19 protein-coding genes are annotated in these 17,074 nt (G+C 52.1%); 3 read left to right on the top strand and 16 right to left on the bottom strand.

Annotated features, from left to right (window positions below):
* The 6 genes from Q8W32_RS12035 to Q8W32_RS12010 all read right to left on the bottom strand — a co-directional run bounded on the left by Q8W32_RS12035 (window position 1) and on the right by Q8W32_RS12010 (window position 2,967).
* Window positions 1-1,503, bottom strand: coding sequence for a TolC family protein (locus Q8W32_RS12035; RefSeq protein ID WP_305415106.1), 1,503 nt, complete (start codon window positions 1,501-1,503; stop codon window positions 1-3).
* A 216-nt stretch (window positions 1,504-1,719) separates the two neighbouring features.
* Window positions 1,720-1,884 carry a type II toxin-antitoxin system RelE/ParE family toxin gene (locus Q8W32_RS12030; RefSeq protein ID WP_305415105.1) on the bottom strand — a complete coding sequence of 55 codons (165 nt, stop codon included), beginning with the start codon at window positions 1,882-1,884 and terminating at the stop codon, window positions 1,720-1,722.
* A complete protein-coding gene (locus tag Q8W32_RS12025) occupies window positions 1,839-2,012 on the bottom strand; it encodes a type II toxin-antitoxin system RelE/ParE family toxin (protein WP_305415140.1) in 174 nt (57 codons plus the stop codon). Before Q8W32_RS12025 ends, Q8W32_RS12030 begins: the two co-directional genes overlap by 46 nt.
* On the bottom strand, window positions 2,013-2,282 hold the full coding sequence (locus Q8W32_RS12020) for a type II toxin-antitoxin system Phd/YefM family antitoxin (RefSeq protein ID WP_305415104.1): 270 nt from the start codon (window positions 2,280-2,282) through the stop codon (window positions 2,013-2,015).
* A 137-nt stretch (window positions 2,283-2,419) separates the two neighbouring features.
* Window positions 2,420-2,722, bottom strand: coding sequence for a type II toxin-antitoxin system RelE/ParE family toxin (locus Q8W32_RS12015; RefSeq protein ID WP_305415103.1), 303 nt, complete (start codon window positions 2,720-2,722; stop codon window positions 2,420-2,422).
* The gene (locus Q8W32_RS12010) at window positions 2,710-2,967 is read right to left on the bottom strand and encodes a type II toxin-antitoxin system Phd/YefM family antitoxin (protein WP_022990189.1); all 258 of its coding nucleotides are present in this window, start codon (window positions 2,965-2,967) and stop codon (window positions 2,710-2,712) included. The genes Q8W32_RS12015 and Q8W32_RS12010 overlap by 13 nt, the downstream gene beginning before the upstream one ends.
* A gap of 217 nt (window positions 2,968-3,184) precedes the next feature.
* On the opposite strand from Q8W32_RS12010, the gene Q8W32_RS12005 reads away from it, so the two are divergent.
* Window positions 3,185-3,427, top strand: a complete 243-nt coding sequence (locus Q8W32_RS12005; protein WP_305415100.1) for a hypothetical protein — start codon at window positions 3,185-3,187, stop codon at window positions 3,425-3,427.
* A 126-nt stretch (window positions 3,428-3,553) separates the two neighbouring features.
* Here Q8W32_RS12005 and Q8W32_RS12000 read toward each other — a convergent pair whose 3' ends face one another.
* From Q8W32_RS12000 to Q8W32_RS11975, 6 genes are all read right to left on the bottom strand, one after another.
* Window positions 3,554-4,492 (bottom strand): reverse transcriptase family protein, encoded by a 939-nt coding sequence (locus tag Q8W32_RS12000; RefSeq protein WP_305415099.1) that lies wholly within the window; start codon window positions 4,490-4,492, stop codon window positions 3,554-3,556.
* Entirely contained in the window at window positions 4,473-4,778 is a 306-nt protein-coding gene (locus tag Q8W32_RS11995; protein WP_305415098.1) for a helix-turn-helix domain-containing protein, read from the bottom strand. The genes Q8W32_RS12000 and Q8W32_RS11995 overlap by 20 nt, the downstream gene beginning before the upstream one ends.
* Window positions 4,779-4,809: 31 nt before the next feature.
* The gene (locus Q8W32_RS11990) at window positions 4,810-4,971 is read right to left on the bottom strand and encodes a hypothetical protein (RefSeq protein ID WP_305415097.1); all 162 of its coding nucleotides are present in this window, start codon (window positions 4,969-4,971) and stop codon (window positions 4,810-4,812) included.
* A 588-nt stretch (window positions 4,972-5,559) separates the two neighbouring features.
* Entirely contained in the window at window positions 5,560-5,751 is a 192-nt protein-coding gene (locus Q8W32_RS11985) for a 4-oxalocrotonate tautomerase (RefSeq protein ID WP_303433300.1), read from the bottom strand.
* A 71-nt stretch (window positions 5,752-5,822) separates the two neighbouring features.
* Complete coding sequence (locus Q8W32_RS11980; RefSeq protein WP_305415096.1) at window positions 5,823-7,283, bottom strand: 2-hydroxymuconic semialdehyde dehydrogenase; 1,461 nt, start codon at window positions 7,281-7,283, stop codon at window positions 5,823-5,825.
* Between the two features lie 370 nt (window positions 7,284-7,653).
* Entirely contained in the window at window positions 7,654-8,556 is a 903-nt protein-coding gene (locus Q8W32_RS11975) for a LysR family transcriptional regulator (RefSeq protein ID WP_303433298.1), read from the bottom strand.
* Window positions 8,557-8,664: 108 nt separating this feature from the next.
* On the opposite strand from Q8W32_RS11975, the gene Q8W32_RS11970 reads away from it, so the two are divergent.
* A complete protein-coding gene (locus Q8W32_RS11970; RefSeq protein WP_305415095.1) occupies window positions 8,665-9,243 on the top strand; it encodes an antibiotic biosynthesis monooxygenase in 579 nt (192 codons plus the stop codon).
* A 115-nt stretch (window positions 9,244-9,358) separates the two neighbouring features.
* Here Q8W32_RS11970 and Q8W32_RS11965 read toward each other — a convergent pair whose 3' ends face one another.
* The gene (locus Q8W32_RS11965) at window positions 9,359-10,288 is read right to left on the bottom strand and encodes a catechol 2,3-dioxygenase (RefSeq protein ID WP_303433296.1); all 930 of its coding nucleotides are present in this window, start codon (window positions 10,286-10,288) and stop codon (window positions 9,359-9,361) included.
* A 391-nt stretch (window positions 10,289-10,679) separates the two neighbouring features.
* Between Q8W32_RS11965 and Q8W32_RS11960 the strand changes: the two genes are divergently transcribed.
* Window positions 10,680-12,407 carry a sigma-54-dependent Fis family transcriptional regulator gene (locus tag Q8W32_RS11960; RefSeq protein ID WP_303433295.1) on the top strand — a complete coding sequence of 576 codons (1,728 nt, stop codon included), beginning with the start codon at window positions 10,680-10,682 and terminating at the stop codon, window positions 12,405-12,407.
* Between the two features lie 93 nt (window positions 12,408-12,500).
* Here Q8W32_RS11960 and Q8W32_RS11955 read toward each other — a convergent pair whose 3' ends face one another.
* The 3 genes from Q8W32_RS11955 to Q8W32_RS11945 all read right to left on the bottom strand — a co-directional run bounded on the left by Q8W32_RS11955 (window position 12,501) and on the right by Q8W32_RS11945 (window position 16,925).
* On the bottom strand, window positions 12,501-13,457 hold the full coding sequence (locus Q8W32_RS11955; protein WP_303433294.1) for a glycine betaine ABC transporter substrate-binding protein: 957 nt from the start codon (window positions 13,455-13,457) through the stop codon (window positions 12,501-12,503).
* A 440-nt stretch (window positions 13,458-13,897) separates the two neighbouring features.
* On the bottom strand, window positions 13,898-14,830 hold the full coding sequence (locus tag Q8W32_RS11950) for an AEC family transporter (protein WP_303433293.1): 933 nt from the start codon (window positions 14,828-14,830) through the stop codon (window positions 13,898-13,900).
* Window positions 14,831-14,936: 106 nt separating this feature from the next.
* Window positions 14,937-16,925 (bottom strand): DNA topoisomerase III, encoded by a 1,989-nt coding sequence (locus Q8W32_RS11945; protein WP_305415094.1) that lies wholly within the window; start codon window positions 16,923-16,925, stop codon window positions 14,937-14,939.
* Window positions 16,926-17,074 lie beyond the last annotated feature (149 nt).

Below are 17,074 nucleotides of genomic sequence, written 5' to 3'. Positions count from 1 at the left end.
TCAGAGGGTCTCCGCAGATAAGTCAGATGAAGATGCAGGTAAGGATTCGGATACCGCTTGGGCAGGTGATGCGGTGAGGTTCTCCAGGGTTACGGTACCCGGTAATCCCAGTGCCAAACCCAGCGTAATGCGGTTGCTCAAGCGTTGATAAGTCAATGTATTCAGAGTGTCTTCCAGGCTGTAACGGGACTGTTGTACCGATAACAGATCGAGCATATCCACCAGGCCGGAGCGATAGCGCCGCACGTAACGTGTTTCATTGGTGCGGGCGCTCTCTAACGCACGTTGAATCGCCTCTTGCTGCCGCGCCAGGGTAGCCTCCTGATCGAGAGCATTCTCGACCTCTACGACCGCTGTCAGTAGCGTTTCACGGTAGGACTGGGCCGCCACCGCAGCATTCAATTCAGCGGTACGAGCCGCCGCTTTTAACTCCCCACCCCGAAACAAAGGCGCGGTAAGCTGTCCCAGCAGACTCCAGACCGGATCTGTCAACAAAGAAGAGGACGGCGACGTCGCGGTATCCGACAGAGCCGCAGAAATGCTCAGGGAAGGCAACATATCCTTATAGGCAACCTGGGTACGCAAATCGGCGGCTTGCAGCGCCTGCCAGGCAGCCTGCAAATCCGGCCGACGCGCCAGCGTCTGCTCCGGCAGCTCCACCAGTGGCAATAACACCGCAGGATAATCTGCCGGAATCGGTACTTCCGCGTCATCCTCGGCGGTATCCGTTACACGTCCCAGCAAGGTGCGCAGACTGCGTTTGGCCGCCGCTAACTGGTAGTAGTTATCCGCCTGGGTCGACTCGGCACTGGCCAATGAGGAACGGGCACTGTCGAGGTCATCCAGATCGCCCACCCCCCGACGATAACGCTGGATAATGGCGTCTTCATTTTTGCGCAGCGAATCCAGCAATAACGCCTGCACCTGAATGGCGTTGTTCAGCTGGATCAGTTGCAACCAGGACGACATCACCTCCGCCACCTGTGTGTCTCGGGCCGACTGGTATAACGCCAGCTGCTCGGCCACATCCGCCGCCGCCGCCGAGCTGCTATCGGCAAGCCTGGCCCATAAATCCAGCTCCCAGCTGACCGATAGCTCAGTGGTAAAGCTGTTGCCATCGTCTTCGCTACGACTGCCAGACAAGGACAGATCGGCTTCCGGTAACTGATTGGCTTCCACACCAAGCTGGCTGCTACGCAAAACCTGCAACGTCAGCCAGGTTTGCTGCAATCCGGGATTGGCGGCCAGGCTTTGTTTGACCAGTTGGGTTAACTGCTCATCTGGCAGTAGCGCCAGCAGACTGTTGGACTCGACCGCTTCCTCCCCTGCCACAGAAGTCACGGGAGTGGCTTGCCACTGCTGAACGCTGGCCTGTTCATCCATCAAGGTTTGCTGTACCGCTTGCTGCTCGCCAGACAAACTGGCACACCCCGCCAGTAACATGACAGGTAGCAGCCGGGCTGTTCGTGGAATCAGGGGCAACGGGAATGCCGGAAAAGGCATAAAAGATACTCCGCGGGAATCTGGTCGGCCATGCTAGAGCAGCCAAGGTTAAGGTGGGGTTAAGAGAAGGTTAAGAGCAAATCCAGCGCGATTCAATCAGCGGCGGACTGGAGGTAAGCTGTGGAGGTGAGAGTCGCCTTATCAAGTGTCCGGGGTTATTGAACTACTACATTTGGGGCGCAGCGTAGGCGTGTCCGACAACAGCCGCTTGTTATATCAGCTCTCTGGTAGCTCAAGTTGTCTCTCACTTCTCCAAACTCGAATGAGCACAACGTCGGTTTCTTGTCTCAGGTAGACAACTCGAAATGGCGAATGGATTAACTCTCGAATATGGTTCAAACCAAACTCGGGGACAATCCGGCCAGCATCAGGGTGTCGCACAGCATTTCAGCTTGCTCCAGAATGGCGGTCACATACCCATCACCGATATGCGGCACGCTCTCTTCGATGTAGTGTTCTTGAATAGCTTGCAAATCCTCAAGAGCAGACTGTGCGACGCGCAGTTCCATTTAGTTAATGCCTAGGGTTTTCTTCGCATCAGCTAGAGAAACAGTATTGCCCTCGCGAACATCCATGAGACCCTGTGCCACCGCTTTAACGAATCGGAGTTCCTCAGCAGTTTTCTCAAACTCCTCAAGCCCTTGAACAACAGCTACTCCACGACCTCGGCTCGTAAGCAAGATTGGGCGGTGTGTACTCTGAGCTCGGCTAACCACCTTTCCAGGGTTAATCTTTAGGTCTGAGAGAGGGACAACGTCTTCTGAAAACTTTACTTGCATGATGCATACTCCAAAGTGGCACAGCCGTCATTAATAGCACCAGTTAACCGGTGCGGTAAAGAAAATGTAACGCCGAAGCGCACCGGTGACTTTGATGTCGCGATGCGGAGACAAAGGCACTCGAGTGACGCGCCTGGTTAGCTGTTTCCAAGCATGTAAGCCCGGAGCTGCCGCTCCTCTCGCATGACATAGAGGATGAGAACACGCTTCCCATCCTCACGATAGAAAATGCGACACGGTTGAACCACTAACTCCCTGTATACCGAATTAGGTAGCTCGGGAGGAATCCGCCCGGATTGGGGATAATTCTCCAAACGCTCGGTCTTGTCGAAAATTTTTTGGACCAGATGACTTGCTGCAGCATGATTATCCAGAGCGATGTACTCAGCAATGGCATCCAATTCTTGAAGGGCGGGCTCTGTCCAGATTACTTCAGCCATTTACTCATTTTCTCCCTGGCCTCACTTTGGCTGTACGTTCTTCCCTCAAGTACCGCACGCTCTCCCCGCGAGAGCCCCTCAAGCAGCTCAAGTCGGCGCTGCATAAACTCGTAATCTTGCACATCAACAAGGTATGCGGATGGCTGACCGTGCTCAGTGATCAGTACCGGCTCTTTGGACAAGTGCAAATCTGCCAGAATCTTTGTGGCTTGGCGCTTGAGGTTCGTAACAAGTTCAACCTTCATGGACTCACCCTGAATCAGACCAATAGTGACACTATAGTATCACTATTCGGCGGCGCAATAACAGCCAACGCCTAGCTCAGCGGTGAGTTAAAGTGGCGTGACTTTTGGAACAAAAGGCATGACACTTTGACGAGTCCGAGGCAGCTGCTTGTTGCAACTTGCCTCACTTGTAGTGCATTACTACAATTAGATTTATTTTGCACAAACAGGTGGCCCCATGGGTACAGCCAGCATTAAACTAGACCAAGAACTTATTGAAAAAGCTACAATTATGGCCAAAGCCTTACACCGTACTACGCCCAAGCAAATTGAGCACTGGGCTAAAATCGGTAAAATGATGGAAGACAACCCAGACTTACCTTATGAATTTGTAAGACAGGCAATTATTTCTAAAGCTGAAAAAGACGCAGGAAAATTAGAGAACTACCCTCCCCCAAAGTGGAACAGCTATCACGAATAGCGCCAGTTAACAGGTGTGGTCAAGAAAATGTAACGTCTCAAACACCAGCGGAGCGCAGCGATGTCCGAGTGCTTTGACTTGTTATACGCATTTGATATTCGTGCATGCTAATCCAGAATATTTCAATTATTTGAATGCATCTTTTCTAAATGTCCTAGCTTTATCTTTATAACGTGGGTCAATGCTACCCATAAACGTCATTCTACCTAAAACACGATTTGTTAGTTTTTTATCTTTTACGGAACTCTCCAGCCATTCTGAAAGCTCACCTCGCAGCTGTTTCAGGTGCTTATTTCTTGGAGTAATTTCATTTCCCTTAACAGCTGCGCCTGTAATCAGCTTGACTTTATTGGCACAGTAAAAGCGAGTCTTTGATGGGTGTATTTTATGGCCATATATTTTAGCTATTGCTTCAAGTCGCCCAATAAAGCTCTTCTGTAACATCGCGCCAGAAAAAGTTAAATCGTCAACATAGATTGTCATTTTCGCGCCACATTCATCTGCAGTAGACTCGATCTCGTCAAACATTTTCTTGTTGGCGAAGTAAGCGAGCGGCATACTTATTCTGCTGCCCGTAGGAACGTGGTCATCATAGGTCAGAATTTTAGATAAGAGATCTGCAACATCAGGAGAACACTGCATAGTGTTAAAAAAGAAATCGAATACACTTTGCCGCGTAGTTGAAGGGAAAAAGCTTTTAATATCGGCTGTAATTACCCTCTTACCCAGACCGAGGTGCGAACGAGCATTAGTAATATTTGACTTGCCTTTTTTTCCTGAATGCAATCCATCAATGGTCTCTATCCGGCACAGCAAGCTAGCAACTCTAGAGTGAATTCTATCCAATTTGGGTAAAGGCTCTTGGATAAGCCGATGCTTGCCGTTTTTGGTTTGAGTAAAGCAGTGATAATTATCACTCCCTACAAGAGACTTAAGCTCTTGGGGAGTGGAAGATAATAGATTGGCTAGACGTTTTTTGCTGGATAGCTTGTAGAAAACTGAATCTTGAATGGGGTAGGACTTTTTCTTTGTGATGATTCTTGGCTTACGCCGTTTTTGCTTCATTTTTTAATACAACCCATTCCATGATATTTAAAATCTTATCAGCTACGACACTTCTATATTTTTCTGGAATGGTATCTGCCTTTTCAAGATTTTCAGAGAAAAAAACCAATGACGATACAGGCACATCGAAGAGTTCTGAATATTTTTCAAGCAGATCATACCCAACAGATTTCTTTCCAGATTCAATTTCACTAAGATAAGACTTGGACATATCCAGCTTTAAAGCCAATTCTGCTTGCGTTAAACCATGAAACTGGCGAATCGTTTTTAATGCTCGATTAATCATAACAACCTCTGATAAAAAATCAGGGGACCGCCTAAGCAGAGTCACCCTCATCGAAGAAAAACTTCAGTATCTTCCAAACCATGACACCAATCTTCATTAACAACTTGATCAGCGCCCAAGTTTTGCTGCGGATTTTCTCCTCCGGTTTCCGCTCCTTAAGCGATTGCCAGACAACGTTAAAAATTACTTTCATAAAGCTTATGCTCCTTTAGCACCCAACACCCGGAACTGGGTGCTGGATCACCATTGCCAAAGGAACTTGGGAGTGACCGGCAATAAACCCCTGTTTTCACGTCGAGGTATCACCACACGACGTAGACGCGCACTTGGGCTAGATGAATCGATGTAGCTTGACCCATGCAGCATGAGCGGCGCAAAAGGTAGAGACAACGTCTCCGCGAGTGGTAGCCCACTCAAGTAACTGGTGATTGGCTCCCTTATTTAACGCTAGGGAAGGATAACAATGAGTTCGCTATTAGTCAACAAAAAATCGCTATTTGCGAACAATACCGCTATTGGAGGGTTTACTCATCCGGTGGGCTGAAGGAGATAAAGGGTTGGTTTTGGGGGAATTGCCGCATCGAGAGGCGGATAACGAGTCTGTAGAAAAACCTTGTAGTGGTCTACGAATCCCGGACACGGTGTTAAGTTTTTCTTCTGCTGCGAGAGAGCTGATACCACTATTCGCCGTATATGGCCGCTGCAGGTTGTAATAGCCCATAAAAAAGCCCGCATAGTATGCGGGCAAGCAAGTGGTTGATCGCCGAGCAACCAGTGAACGTCAGCGTCCCAGTTTTTTTACCGAGACACCGCCAATACCAAAATGCTGTTTGGGCATTTCGCTAATCAATACCCGCACACTCTCTCGCGGTGCATCCAACGCCCGAACCGCCGCTTCGGTCAGTTCAACAATCAATTGTTCTTTCATCTCATCCGGGCGACCTTCGATAATACTGACTTGAATAATCGGCATAATGATTCCTTCGTTGTGGCGGTATTGTCGGCATCAACAAGTACGTTGTCTTGTTGGTGCCGTTTTGGGTTTTACAGTTTGATGCAGATGTTTTTCAGTTCGGTATAAAACTCCAGACCGTGAACGCCGCCTTCCCGTCCAATACCTGACTGTTTGGCACCACCAAAGGCGGTACGCAAGTCACGCAGGAACCAGGAGTTGACCCAGACGATACCGGCTTCCATCTGTTCTGCTACCCGGATGGCTTGCGAGGTATTTTCAGTCCAGATCGCGGCGGCCAGGCCGTATACGGTATCGTTAGCCAGTTCGATCACTTCTTCTTCGGTATCGAAGGGGCGGATATGGCAGCAAGGGCCAAAAATTTCTTCACGTACCACTCGGGCATCGTCTGGCAAGCCAGTCCAGATGGTCGGTTCAATCCAGGCACCGTCGTTCATTGCTGCGCCCATATCCGGGATACCGCCACCAATTTCTACGGTCGCGCCTTCTTCCTTGGCCAGGTTGTAGTAGTAAGCAACCTTGTCGCGGTGTTCCAGGCTAACCAGCGGGCCGAAGTTGGCTTGCTTGTCTTCCGGGCGACCCAGCTTGAGTTTGGCGACTTCTTCTTTCATACGGGTCAGGAACTGGTCATACACTGACCGTTCGACGTACACCCGTTCGGTGCCCAGGCACACCTGACCGCAGTTGACGAAGGCGGAACGCATGGTGCCTTCGACGGCTTTTTCGATATCACAATCGGCAAAAACGATACCGGCATTTTTGCCGCCACATTCCAGCGAGATATTACGCAGGCCACAGGCGGCGGCTTTCATAATGATTTCGCCGGTGCGGGTTTCGCCGGTAAAGGTAATGGCATCAACCAGCGGATGGGTGGTGAGGAATTCACCCGCGGAGTTTGGCCCCAGGCCATGAACCACGTTAAAGACACCGGCAGGAACGCCACATTCGTTCATGACTTCACCCAGCAAGGTGGTGGTGGCCGGGGTTTCTTCTGATGGTTTGACCACCACGGTATTACCGCACGCCAGTGCCGGGCCTACTTTCCAGGTCATCAGCAATAAGGGCAGGTTCCAGGGGGAGATAACGGCAATCACGCCCTTGGGGGTACGGTGGCCCATATTGATGGCGCCTTTGCCATCAGGGGTATCCAGATGAAAATTTTCGGTCGGATGGTTGGCCAGGGTTTCGGAGAAGGCCTTGAAGTTGGCGGCTCCTCGCGGAATGTCGATATGGCTGGCAATGCTGTGGGGCTTGCCAGTATCCAGACATTCGGCTTGCAGGAATTCATCAAAGCGTTCGTTGATGCGATCGGCTACCTTGTTCAGCATCTCGATACGTTGTGCCTGGGTGTATTTGCCCCATGGCCCCTTGAGTGCTTTTTTGGCCGCTTTAACGGCGGCGTCTACTTCTTCTTTTCCGGCTTCGTGCACCAGGCCAATCAGGCTGTTATCAACCGGATTACGATTTTCAAATGTCCGGTTGCTCAGAGATGCAACATATTCACCATTAATAAAGTGTCGAAACTCTTTCATATATCACCTGTTTGATCATGTATTTGCGCAGCAAGCAGCGTCATTACGCCGTTCAGAATCACGGTTTATTGTTATTGGGTTGCTGTGCCAGCCGTGGATTTCCATAGCTTCAGTATATGGCTGGCCCATGGGGTTAAAACCGGTATTTTCGAGAGTTGATCATCCCGATTACGGGATTCAGTGCGGATGGCAGCATGCTGTTAGCCCGGCCTGCAGGCCCTTTCCTTCTCTTTCCTTTCCTTCAATCACCTCTCTGACCGGCGCTTTCCCAGCCATGAGAACCAGAAACCGGCACCATCCGTGAAAACCAGCAGCACCGGCCAGGGAGCCGGTCGGCGAGGGATAACACAATTACCTTCGCCCCGGGGGATTACCCTGCAGGGCGTAGATTGACGGCATGCTGGGCTGCCTTGGCGATAATAAAATCAATAAAGGCGCGGGTTTTGACCGGCATGTTCTGACGATGAGGAAAGACGATATTCACTTCGCGGTCTTCCATGCGCCAGTCTGGCAATAACTGGATCAGGTCGCCGTTTTCCAGCCCTTCGCGGGCGATATAACAAGGCAAACAGGCCGCTCCGACGCCTTCCAGCACCGCATCCAGGGCAAACTGGATTTCATCGGTACGCAGGGTGGGTTTCGGGACAAAGGTTTCGGCTTCACCAGCGGCATTAAAGAAGCGCCAGACCGGGTTACGCTTGAGCGCTACCAGTGGCATCCGTGACAATGCCTGTGGCCGTTGCGGGCTGTCGAATTGCGCCATAAAGGCGGGCGTTGCGCAGATCAGGTTGCTGGAACGGAACAGCGACCGGGATACCCATTCGTTCAGTGTCACATTGCCCATGCGGAAGGCGATATCAATGCTGTTTTTAACCAGGTCGACATTCTCGTTACTGAGGAACATTTCCACGGTAATACGGGGGTTTTCTTTCATAAAATCGAATACCCACTGTTTGACGTAATAATGTCCGAGACTGACTGGTGCGGTGATTTTGATATCACCCGACATCGAGGACAGTTCGCTATTAACGTTTTCCAGTCGGGTTTCCAGGTCTTGTACGGTATCCACAACACTCTGATAAAAACGCTGGCCGGATTCTGTCAGACCAAAGGTTTTGGCGCTGCGATGGATCAGTTTGTAACCCAGTTCGGCTTCAAACGACTGGATACGACGACTCAGTGTGGAGGTAGGAACATTCAAATAACGCGACGCGGCCACGATACTGCCTTTATCGACCACCTTCACAAAGAAATACAAATCCTGATAATTCATTGAGCACCCATATATGACATTCTGAATTCCCGAGCATAATAAAAAACAACACCTGACCTCGTTTTCTATTCGCGCTAGCATTTTGATATTCTTATTATTGGAGTAGTTATGGAACCCCATAGCGATACAGACGGCCCGGTTACAGTTGTTATTTCCCGCCGTGTTATTCCCGGCAAGGAATCCGAGTTCGAACAACTCAGCGCCGATATGACCCTCGCCGCTTCACGCTTCGAAGGCTATCTCGGTACCAACCTGTTCCGACCAGCCAGTAGCGACGACCCAGAGTACCGGATCATCTTCCGCTTTACCTCCCATGCTGCACTGAATGTCTGGGAAGCATCCACCCAGCGGGCGCAACTACTCGGCTCGATTGAGGCTCTGCTGTCATCTCCGACCCAGCGGGAGATCACCTACGGCATCGCCAACTGGTTTGATTTGCCAGGGCAACCTGCCGCCAATCCACAGACACCACCGGCCAAATACAAGATGACGATTGTCAGCTGGATGGCTCTGTATCCGATTGTCACGCTGGTGTTCTTTTTGTTTGGTGAACCCCTCGCCCAGATCCCGCTGATATTCCGCACCTTGCTGGTGACGGCGGTGGTCATGGTCCTGATGTCTTATGTGGCCATGCCCCGGATGACACGCTGGTTCGGATTCTGGTTATTCCCCAAACGTCGGCCATAACCGACGCTGACACACTGGCTGATGCACTGTCAGGATATCGCCTTGTTTCCCTGGTACCGATCAACAAAACAGACGTAACACCACAACAGCGTGTGGTGCCACGTTTTACTGCTGATCAGGTAGTAACGGTCAAGAAGCGTTCGTTCAGAACACGATCATGATAGAAAATCGCCTTGCCCAGTTGATCCGCAGTCCAGGTAACCGGCTCGTGGTCCGGATAGTGGTAGTTACCGTTGGCAAACACTTCGGTGCGATTGCCGGAAGGGTCAAAGAAATAGATCGTACGACCGTTAGTCAGCCCGTGGCGGGTTGGGCCAATATCGATCGGGGTATCGGTCATGGAGATCAGGTCTGCAGCACGCAGCACGTCTTCCCAGGTTTCCAGATAATAAGACGAGTGATGGAACTGGCCTGGCTCGGGGTTTTCAATAAAGGCTATATCATGCGCCTTCATGCCACAGCTCAGAAACGCAGCGATCAGGGTTTTGTCTTCATCCGGTGCCACGACCTGCTCAGCCATACCAAAGCCCAGCACTTCCTCGAACAGTTTTGCCGTGGCTGGAACATCCGGGCCATACAGCAGGCAATGGTCAAACCGCACCACGCCCATACCACTCAGACCACGAGGCCAGGCTTCCGGGTTGATATTGGAAATGCCCCATTTGCCGGTTTGTTCCTTGGTAGCAAACAATTCGAAGGAATGACCGGTTGGCACCACAAAACGTACCCTGCGGCCACAGTCTTGCAGGTCGTCAGCGGCAATATCTTCAACTTCCACGCCATACTCGACCAGTCGTCCGCGCAGCAGATCGAGCATTGCTTCAGACACTACCTTGAAACCAAAAAAATCCATCCCCGCTTCGTCTGCTTCCCGCAGCACCACTGAATACTTGTCTACTTCTGACCAGGCTTTCAGATAAACACGTCCCTGATCATCACGGCCGGTTTCAATCAATCCCATCAAGTCACAATAGTGCTTCAGGGCATCTGCCATATCGAGAACCCGAATCTGGACATGTCCAGGACGCATTACACCGTATTTCATAGCTATTTCCTGTTTTATTGTTATTTGTTTTCGATCAAACAGCGGATTCCACCGGTATTGAATTTGGTGGCACCAGCAAGAAATGTGTTAAGCCTGTTCATCCGGTTGGTGCATATGAAGAACAAACACATAACCGACCTGACTGTTATCTCATCACATAACAGGTAAGAGCAATGGCCATGCCAGCGCATCAAACTGGACTTTGCGTCTGCACTGAAAATTCAAGCCATTGTTTTTAAACGATTTTTTAGAGAAAGACTGTTCGTTAAACCACGTTTCAGCCCAACAGCGGGACGACCAGATCCCGTTTGTAGTTAATGATATGGTGATTGTGATCTATGCAATTGACTATATGATCAAGCAGATTACTGCTTACAAAAAGATAATAACAATGAGCCAAGCCGCCATGAGCCATCGCACACCGTTACCCACTCCCAGCGATGATGACCTGATTCATCAACTGCGCTTCGACCCGGATAGTGGCCATATCTGGCTGCACGAAAATCGCATGCTGCTGACCCATGCCGCAGTGTTTGGCCAGTTACGCAAGGATCTGATTGATATTCTTGGCTGGGAGCGGGCCAAGGGGGTGCTGATGCGTTTTGGTTATGCCTCTGGCCGCCTTGATGCCGAGCTGGCCAAACGCTTGCGCCCCGATCTCAGTACCCAGGATTCTTTTGTTGTCGGGCCACAGCTGCACAAGCTGGAAGGCAAGGTCAAAGTGACGCCGATCCGGCTGGAATTTGATATGGCCAGCGGTGCCTATTACGGCGAATTTGACTGGCATCACTCCTGGGAAGCAGAGCAGCACCTGCAGGAGATTGGCCCCAGCAAAGAAGCCGTGTGCTGGACTCTGCTCGGCTATGCCAGTGGCTACACCAGTTACTATATGGGACGACAGATTCTGTTCAAGGAAACCCAGTGCTGCGCCTGTGGTGACAGTCATTGCGTTAATATCGGCCGCCCGGCCCATGAATGGCCCGACCGCGAAGCACTGGAGAAATACCTCCGCCCCAGTCCATTAATCGACGAACTGGAGCTGCTGCAGCACGAATACACCGAATTAAAAAGCCGCTACGAAGCCCAGGCTCAGGCTGACTGGACACCCTTTTCCGCTGTCGGCAACTCCCCGGCCTTCAAACAGGCCTGCGATATGATCAGCCGGGCGGCAGCCAGCAAGGTAAGCGTGCTGTTGCTGGGTGAAACCGGTGTCGGCAAGGAAGTCCAGGCGCGTAATATCCATCGCCTCAGTGACCGGGCCGAGCAACCTTTTGTCGCCGTCAACTGCGCCTGCATCCCACCAGACCTGATTGAGTCCGAGTTATTCGGGGTTGAAAAAGGAGCCTTCACCGGAGCGCACCAGTCACGCAAAGGCAAGTTTGAACGGGCGGACTATGGCACCATTTTTCTTGATGAGGTGGCTGAACTGACGCCCCGCGCACAAGCCACGCTGCTGCGAGTCCTGCAAGAAGGTGAACTGGAACGGGTGGGCGATACCATGACCCGTAAAATAGACGTACGTGTCGTAGCCGCCACCAACGAAGATTTACAACAGGCCGTCCAAGACGGACGCTTTCGGGCAGATCTGTTCTTCCGTCTGAATGTGCTGCCGATCCGTATCCCACCCTTGCGTGAGCGCAGGGAGGATATTCCGCTGCTGGTCGAGCATTTTCTCGACCGCTACCAGCGCGAATACAACAAGAAAATCATCGGCCTGACTGACCGCGCCATGTCGATGCTGGCCGACTACAGCTGGCCAGGTAACGTCCGCGAACTGGAAAACATGATCGAACGCGGTGTTATCCTGACGGACAACCACCGAGTAATCGAGCTGGAGCATCTGTTTCCATCACTGACGGAGCCGACACACCCGCTTAATATCATTAATCACCAGGGTAAAATTACCTCCCCGGAAGGTGACGCGAGCAACCTGATACCGGGATTATCGACCGACCAGCTGGCTGACATTCTTATCTCATCCGGTACCAGTCTGGATGAGCTGGAAACCCTGATGATCGACAAGGCGCTGAAAAACAGCGAGGGCGTCGTTACTGAAGCAGCAAAACAGCTGGGGCTGACACGCCCGGCACTGGCCTACCGCATGAAAAAACGCCAATAAAGTTCGAGAGCCAGCCGGGCTGGCATCTCGGCCCGGTCGCTATCAGCCCAACTGCTAGAACTGCTAGCGACCCAACTGCTACCAATCCGGCCACTAGCGACCGAAGGTCAATTCCATATCTTCGGCAATGGCACGAGGATCAACCGACTGGCCATCCAGGGTTTTGACCCCTTGCAACCAGGCGCTGACCTGACCTGGGTTGCTGTGCATCCACATCCGCACGGCACGATCCACCGGTACAAATTCATTGCTGGTTTTTTGCATGATTTCTTCTTCCAGCGCGGCCTTGAACTTCAGATTGCTGAAGAATTGGGCCAGGTTAGGACATTCTTGCTCCAACCCTTTGCGGATACTGGTGTTTACCGTGGCCTTGCCGTAATCCGGGCCAAAGTAGTCGTCCCCGCCGCTGAGATAGCGAATGGCAAACTGCTGGTTCATTGGATGCGGCTTCCAGCCCATAAAGACAATCCACTCGCCCTTGCGGACGCGGCCATTCACCTGGGCCATCATCAGTCGTTCTGACGTTTCGATCAGATCAAAATCTTTCAGGCCAAAGGCATCGGCATTAATCATGTCGTGAATGGCTTCGTTACCACTGCTGCCTTTTTCCAGACCGTAAATACGCCCTCCAAATTTGTCGTGAAAACGGGCGATATCGGCAAAGTCACGCACACCCTGGTTATATACGTATTCAGGGACAGCCAGGGTCCAGAGGGCTTCATCCAGATTGGCGGTCAGGGTGCTGACCTCTTGCTGACCATAATAGGGAGCGGCCACTTCGACCATGGCCGGTGTCCAATACCCCATGAATACATCGATATTACGCTGCTTCATCTGGTTAAAGACTTCCGGGGTCGCAGGCTGCATGCTCAGCTCTACCCGATAACCCAGTTTTTCCAGCAGTGACTGGGCAATGCCGTTCACCACATGCAAGTCAGTCCAGTCCACCACACCAATTCGTACGGTTTCGCACTGTTTTTCGGTCGCCGCTTCTACATGGCCAGTCAATGCCAGCAGCCATACCAACGCACAACGGGAAATAACTTTCATCCATTACCTCTTAATCAAACAATTCAAACCATGAAAATCAAACAGCACCTGAGCTTCAGCACATCCTGTATCAATATCGCCACTACACTCATTGGTTCGTGGCAGAAAGCTTATTGACAAGTTTGCAATTAACCGTCAGCAAATCATCATCAGTCTACAAACAACCATAGATATCGACATTGCCCCGTTAGAGTCACCTCTAAAGGGGTATTTCATGACAATCAGGGGTGACAAATGCGTGGTTATCGGCTAGCCAGGCACGTTTTGAGGATAGTTCATAAAAAACAAGGAGAGAGATTTATGCAGATATTGTGAATTGGTTCACACGGAACGAAGCCTGATGACACGCCGAGGAAGACCGTTCACGCTATTTACCAGGGTCAGACGAATCAGGAAAACCGGACAAACCGGCAAAGAGTCTCAACTGGGCATCCGCTCGCCTAGAGACCGGAGCTGAGCACCCAGCTGATGGTGAAGAGCGACACCATCGAGGTCCAGATAATGGTGGTCGAGGTTTCCTGCACAAAAATATTGTACTTTTGTGCCAATACAAAACTGCCCGCCCCTGTTGGGGTGCTGGCCATCAGGATTGCCACACTGGTCCAGAGCGGCGACAACGAAAAGACATAACTGGCCAAAAACCAGGTCAGCAAGGGTTGCCCCAACAGTTTCAGTAATGCCGTCGTTGAAATGGCAGAAATATCCCCGAACAGGGGTTTGCCAACCAGAAACAACCCCAGCGAAAACAACGCACACGGCCCCGCGGCATCCCCCAACATATCGCAGAAGTTAAACACCATGGAAGGCAATTCCACTGGCAACATGGCATACAGAATGCCCGCCAGTGGCGACAGTAACATCGGGTTTTTACACACGGCTTTACCAATATCCATGGTAATTTGCGCCGGGCTGGCCGCCACCTTGTTATCCAGCTCAATCATGATGATGGCAATGGTCACGGTTAACAGTGACCCGACCACCACATACAGGATCACCGGCACACTGGCGGCATCTCCAAAACTCGCAAACGCCAGCGGAATTCCGAGGTAACCGGTGTTGCCATAGGCAGCATTCAGCCCCAGCAAGGCGCTGCTATCCAGCCGTTTACCCAGCAGATATTTCGCCATCAAGACCCCAACCGCCATGGTCAGAATGGCGCTGATCGCAATCAGGATCAGGTAGTCCAGATTCAGCAGCTCGGCCGGATCAACCACCACCATGGCCTTGAACAGCAGGCATGGCATGGCAAACCAGAAGACAAAATCATTCAGGACCTTGGCCGCATCGCCACCACAGATTCTGAATTTTCCGGCCAGAAAACCAACCAGAATAATCAGAAAGATCGGAAAAACCGTGTCGATCAAAATGGACATACCACCCCCAAAGTCCCTCCTTTATGGAGGGCCTGCAGTATAAGTAGAAACGATTGTCGGATACCAGACGGCTATTGGTAGCACTCGGTATCAGGGCACGATCCGTTCAGTCTGTTTGACGGCGGCGACCTGTCGAGCTGCTCTTGCGAGACTTGCCAGTGCCTGCCCGACGCTGCTGGGGACGACGGGATTTACCCTTGACCGGGCTATGGCTTGGTAGCCCACTGAACGCCTGGGTATTCAGCTGGCAAGCCTGGCCGACCAGGTTGTGCAGCTGCTCCAGCAAGGGCTGCATAAAACCGTCATATTTCAGCGCTCGTTCGCTGATATCGTTAAGCTGACGCTCCCAGTGCGCGGTCATATCCGGCACTGTGGTGCTTTCTGGCAAGGTATTGATCAGCGCACACCCTAGTGGCGTCGCCTGGATACTTTTGCCTTCGCGGTGTAAAAAACCGCGTTTGAACAGCAGTTCGATAATGCTGGCCCGGGTGGCTTCGGTGCCGAGGCCGTCGGTGTCCTTGAGGATTTTTCTCAGCTGCCGGTCTTTGACAAAACGGTTGATGCCCGTCATCGCCGCCAACAAGCTGGCATCGGAAAAATGCGCCGGAGGCTGGGTGTGTTTTTCATCAACCCTTGGCTCGCCACTCCAGACCAGCTGACCCGGAGATAACGCCGGTAATGGCTGCGATTGTGAATCTGGCCCGTCTGCAGCTGGCCGCTGTTTGCCAGGTGGCATGGCGGCTTTCCAGCCAGGTTCCAGGTTCTCGCGTTCGTTGGCGACAAACCGGCCACCGGCAATTTCCAGCTCGATCCGGCGATCCGCGTAGCGATATGGGGGATAAAACTGCAGCAGATACTGCCGTGCAATCAGGCTGTAGAGCTGTTTTTCCGTCAGCGTCAGACGATCTGCTCCGGTGGTTTTTTCGGTCGGAATAATGGCGTGGTGGGCTTCGACCTTGCGGTCGTTCCAGGCTTTCGAACGTAGCCCCAGATTGGCTCCCTGCACCACGCTGGCCAGCTCGGGCTGATGTTGCCCAATCGCCTGAATCACCGCTTCCCGGCGACTGTAGTGATCCATCGGCAAGTAACGGCAATCGGAACGGGGATAGGTGATCAGCTGATATTTTTCGTACAACGACTGGCAGCCGTCGAGCACGTGTTTGGCGCTCAGGCCAAAGGCTTTGGCAGCATCGATCTGCAGCGCCGACAAGTTGTAAGGCAAGGGCGCGGCTTGCTGTTTTTCCTTGCGATCCGTCGCAGTAACCCGCGCTTCCTGTTGCCGGATACGGGTGGCGACGTTGTTGGCCAGCCGGGGATTCAGTACCCGGCCTTCTTCGTCCTGATGACTGGCACAGGCATCACTGGGTTGCCAGCTGGCATAAAAGCACAGTGGCTGGTCGGCCTGCAGATGAATCGCCGCACAGACTTCATAAAAGGGCCGGGAGACAAATTGCCGGATTTCTTCATCCCGTCGTACCACCAGACCAAGAATCGGGGTTTGCACCCGACCGACCGACAGTACTTGTTTTAACCCTCCTTGCTGCCCCTTGAGGGTACAGGCCCGCGTCAGGTTGATGCCATACAGCCAGTCCGCCCGGCTGCGCGCCAGGGCCGAGGTCGACAGCGGTATAAACTCCTGATTGGAACGCAGTTGCGTCAGCGCCCGGCTTACGGCCTTGGGGTTGAGGTCACTGACCAGCAAACGTTGCATGTTCTGGCGCTTGGCGCCCGGAACATTCAGATAGCTGATCACTTCATCCACCAGCAGTTGTCCTTCGCGGTCCGGGTCACCGGCGTGCACCAGCTGACTGGCTTCTTTTACCAGTTTGCGTAGCACCGTCAGTTGTTTGCGGGTCTGGCTTTTGGGTTGCAGTTGCCAGCTGTCAGGTACAATTGGCAAGACATCCAGCCGCCACTGTTTGAAGGCCGGGTTGTAGGCTTCAGGCTCGGCCTGTTCGAGCAAATGGCCGATACACCAGCTGACCACATCGCCATTGGCAGCGCGCACAAAGCCTTCACCTTTTTGGTGAGGCTTGGGCAGTACCGCCGCAATGGCGCGACCAAGGGAAGGTTTTTCAGCAATAAACAGGCGCATGGAATGTCTGTATAACTGGGATTTTGTACAGTATATCCAGACTAGGAACAAAAGAAACCGTCAGTACCAGGCGCTATCGCTGAACTGGCGGTATCTATGAATTGGCAAAGAATGGCGCAACCAGCAACCAGCAGCGTTCCGGGCCTGTG

The organism is Oceanobacter sp. 3_MG-2023 (assembly GCF_030688925.1).
GTDB lineage: Bacteria > Pseudomonadota > Gammaproteobacteria > Pseudomonadales > Oceanobacteraceae > Oceanobacter.
The sequence above is the reverse complement of the archived record's forward strand: the minus strand, read 5'-3'. Positions and strand labels throughout refer to the sequence as shown.

Coding starts and splice junctions, on each gene's coding strand:
- Q8W32_RS12000 (WP_305415099.1), bottom strand. CDS start 4,492: ATGAAGCAAAAACGGCGTAAGCCAAGAATCATCACAAAGAAAAAGTCC.
- Q8W32_RS12010 (WP_022990189.1), bottom strand. CDS start 2,967: ATGAAGGTTGAACTTGTTACGAACCTCAAGCGCCAAGCCACAAAGATT.
- Q8W32_RS11965 (WP_303433296.1), bottom strand. CDS start 10,288: ATGAAATACGGTGTAATGCGTCCTGGACATGTCCAGATTCGGGTTCTC.
- Q8W32_RS11945 (WP_305415094.1), bottom strand. CDS start 16,925: ATGCGCCTGTTTATTGCTGAAAAACCTTCCCTTGGTCGCGCCATTGCG.
- Q8W32_RS11955 (WP_303433294.1), bottom strand. CDS start 13,457: ATGAAAGTTATTTCCCGTTGTGCGTTGGTATGGCTGCTGGCATTGACT.
- Q8W32_RS12035 (WP_305415106.1), bottom strand. CDS start 1,503: ATGCCTTTTCCGGCATTCCCGTTGCCCCTGATTCCACGAACAGCCCGG.
- Q8W32_RS11995 (WP_305415098.1), bottom strand. CDS start 4,778: ATGATTAATCGAGCATTAAAAACGATTCGCCAGTTTCATGGTTTAACG.
- Q8W32_RS11985 (WP_303433300.1), bottom strand. CDS start 5,751: ATGCCGATTATTCAAGTCAGTATTATCGAAGGTCGCCCGGATGAGATG.
- Q8W32_RS12005 (WP_305415100.1), top strand. CDS start 3,185: ATGGGTACAGCCAGCATTAAACTAGACCAAGAACTTATTGAAAAAGCT.
- Q8W32_RS11960 (WP_303433295.1), top strand. CDS start 10,680: ATGAGCCAAGCCGCCATGAGCCATCGCACACCGTTACCCACTCCCAGC.
- Q8W32_RS12020 (WP_305415104.1), bottom strand. CDS start 2,282: ATGCAAGTAAAGTTTTCAGAAGACGTTGTCCCTCTCTCAGACCTAAAG.
- Q8W32_RS12015 (WP_305415103.1), bottom strand. CDS start 2,722: ATGGCTGAAGTAATCTGGACAGAGCCCGCCCTTCAAGAATTGGATGCC.
- Q8W32_RS11975 (WP_303433298.1), bottom strand. CDS start 8,556: ATGAATTATCAGGATTTGTATTTCTTTGTGAAGGTGGTCGATAAAGGC.
- Q8W32_RS12025 (WP_305415140.1), bottom strand. CDS start 2,012: ATGGAACTGCGCGTCGCACAGTCTGCTCTTGAGGATTTGCAAGCTATT.
- Q8W32_RS11970 (WP_305415095.1), top strand. CDS start 8,665: ATGGAACCCCATAGCGATACAGACGGCCCGGTTACAGTTGTTATTTCC.
- Q8W32_RS11950 (WP_303433293.1), bottom strand. CDS start 14,830: ATGTCCATTTTGATCGACACGGTTTTTCCGATCTTTCTGATTATTCTG.
- Q8W32_RS11980 (WP_305415096.1), bottom strand. CDS start 7,283: ATGAAAGAGTTTCGACACTTTATTAATGGTGAATATGTTGCATCTCTG.
- Q8W32_RS11990 (WP_305415097.1), bottom strand. CDS start 4,971: ATGAAAGTAATTTTTAACGTTGTCTGGCAATCGCTTAAGGAGCGGAAA.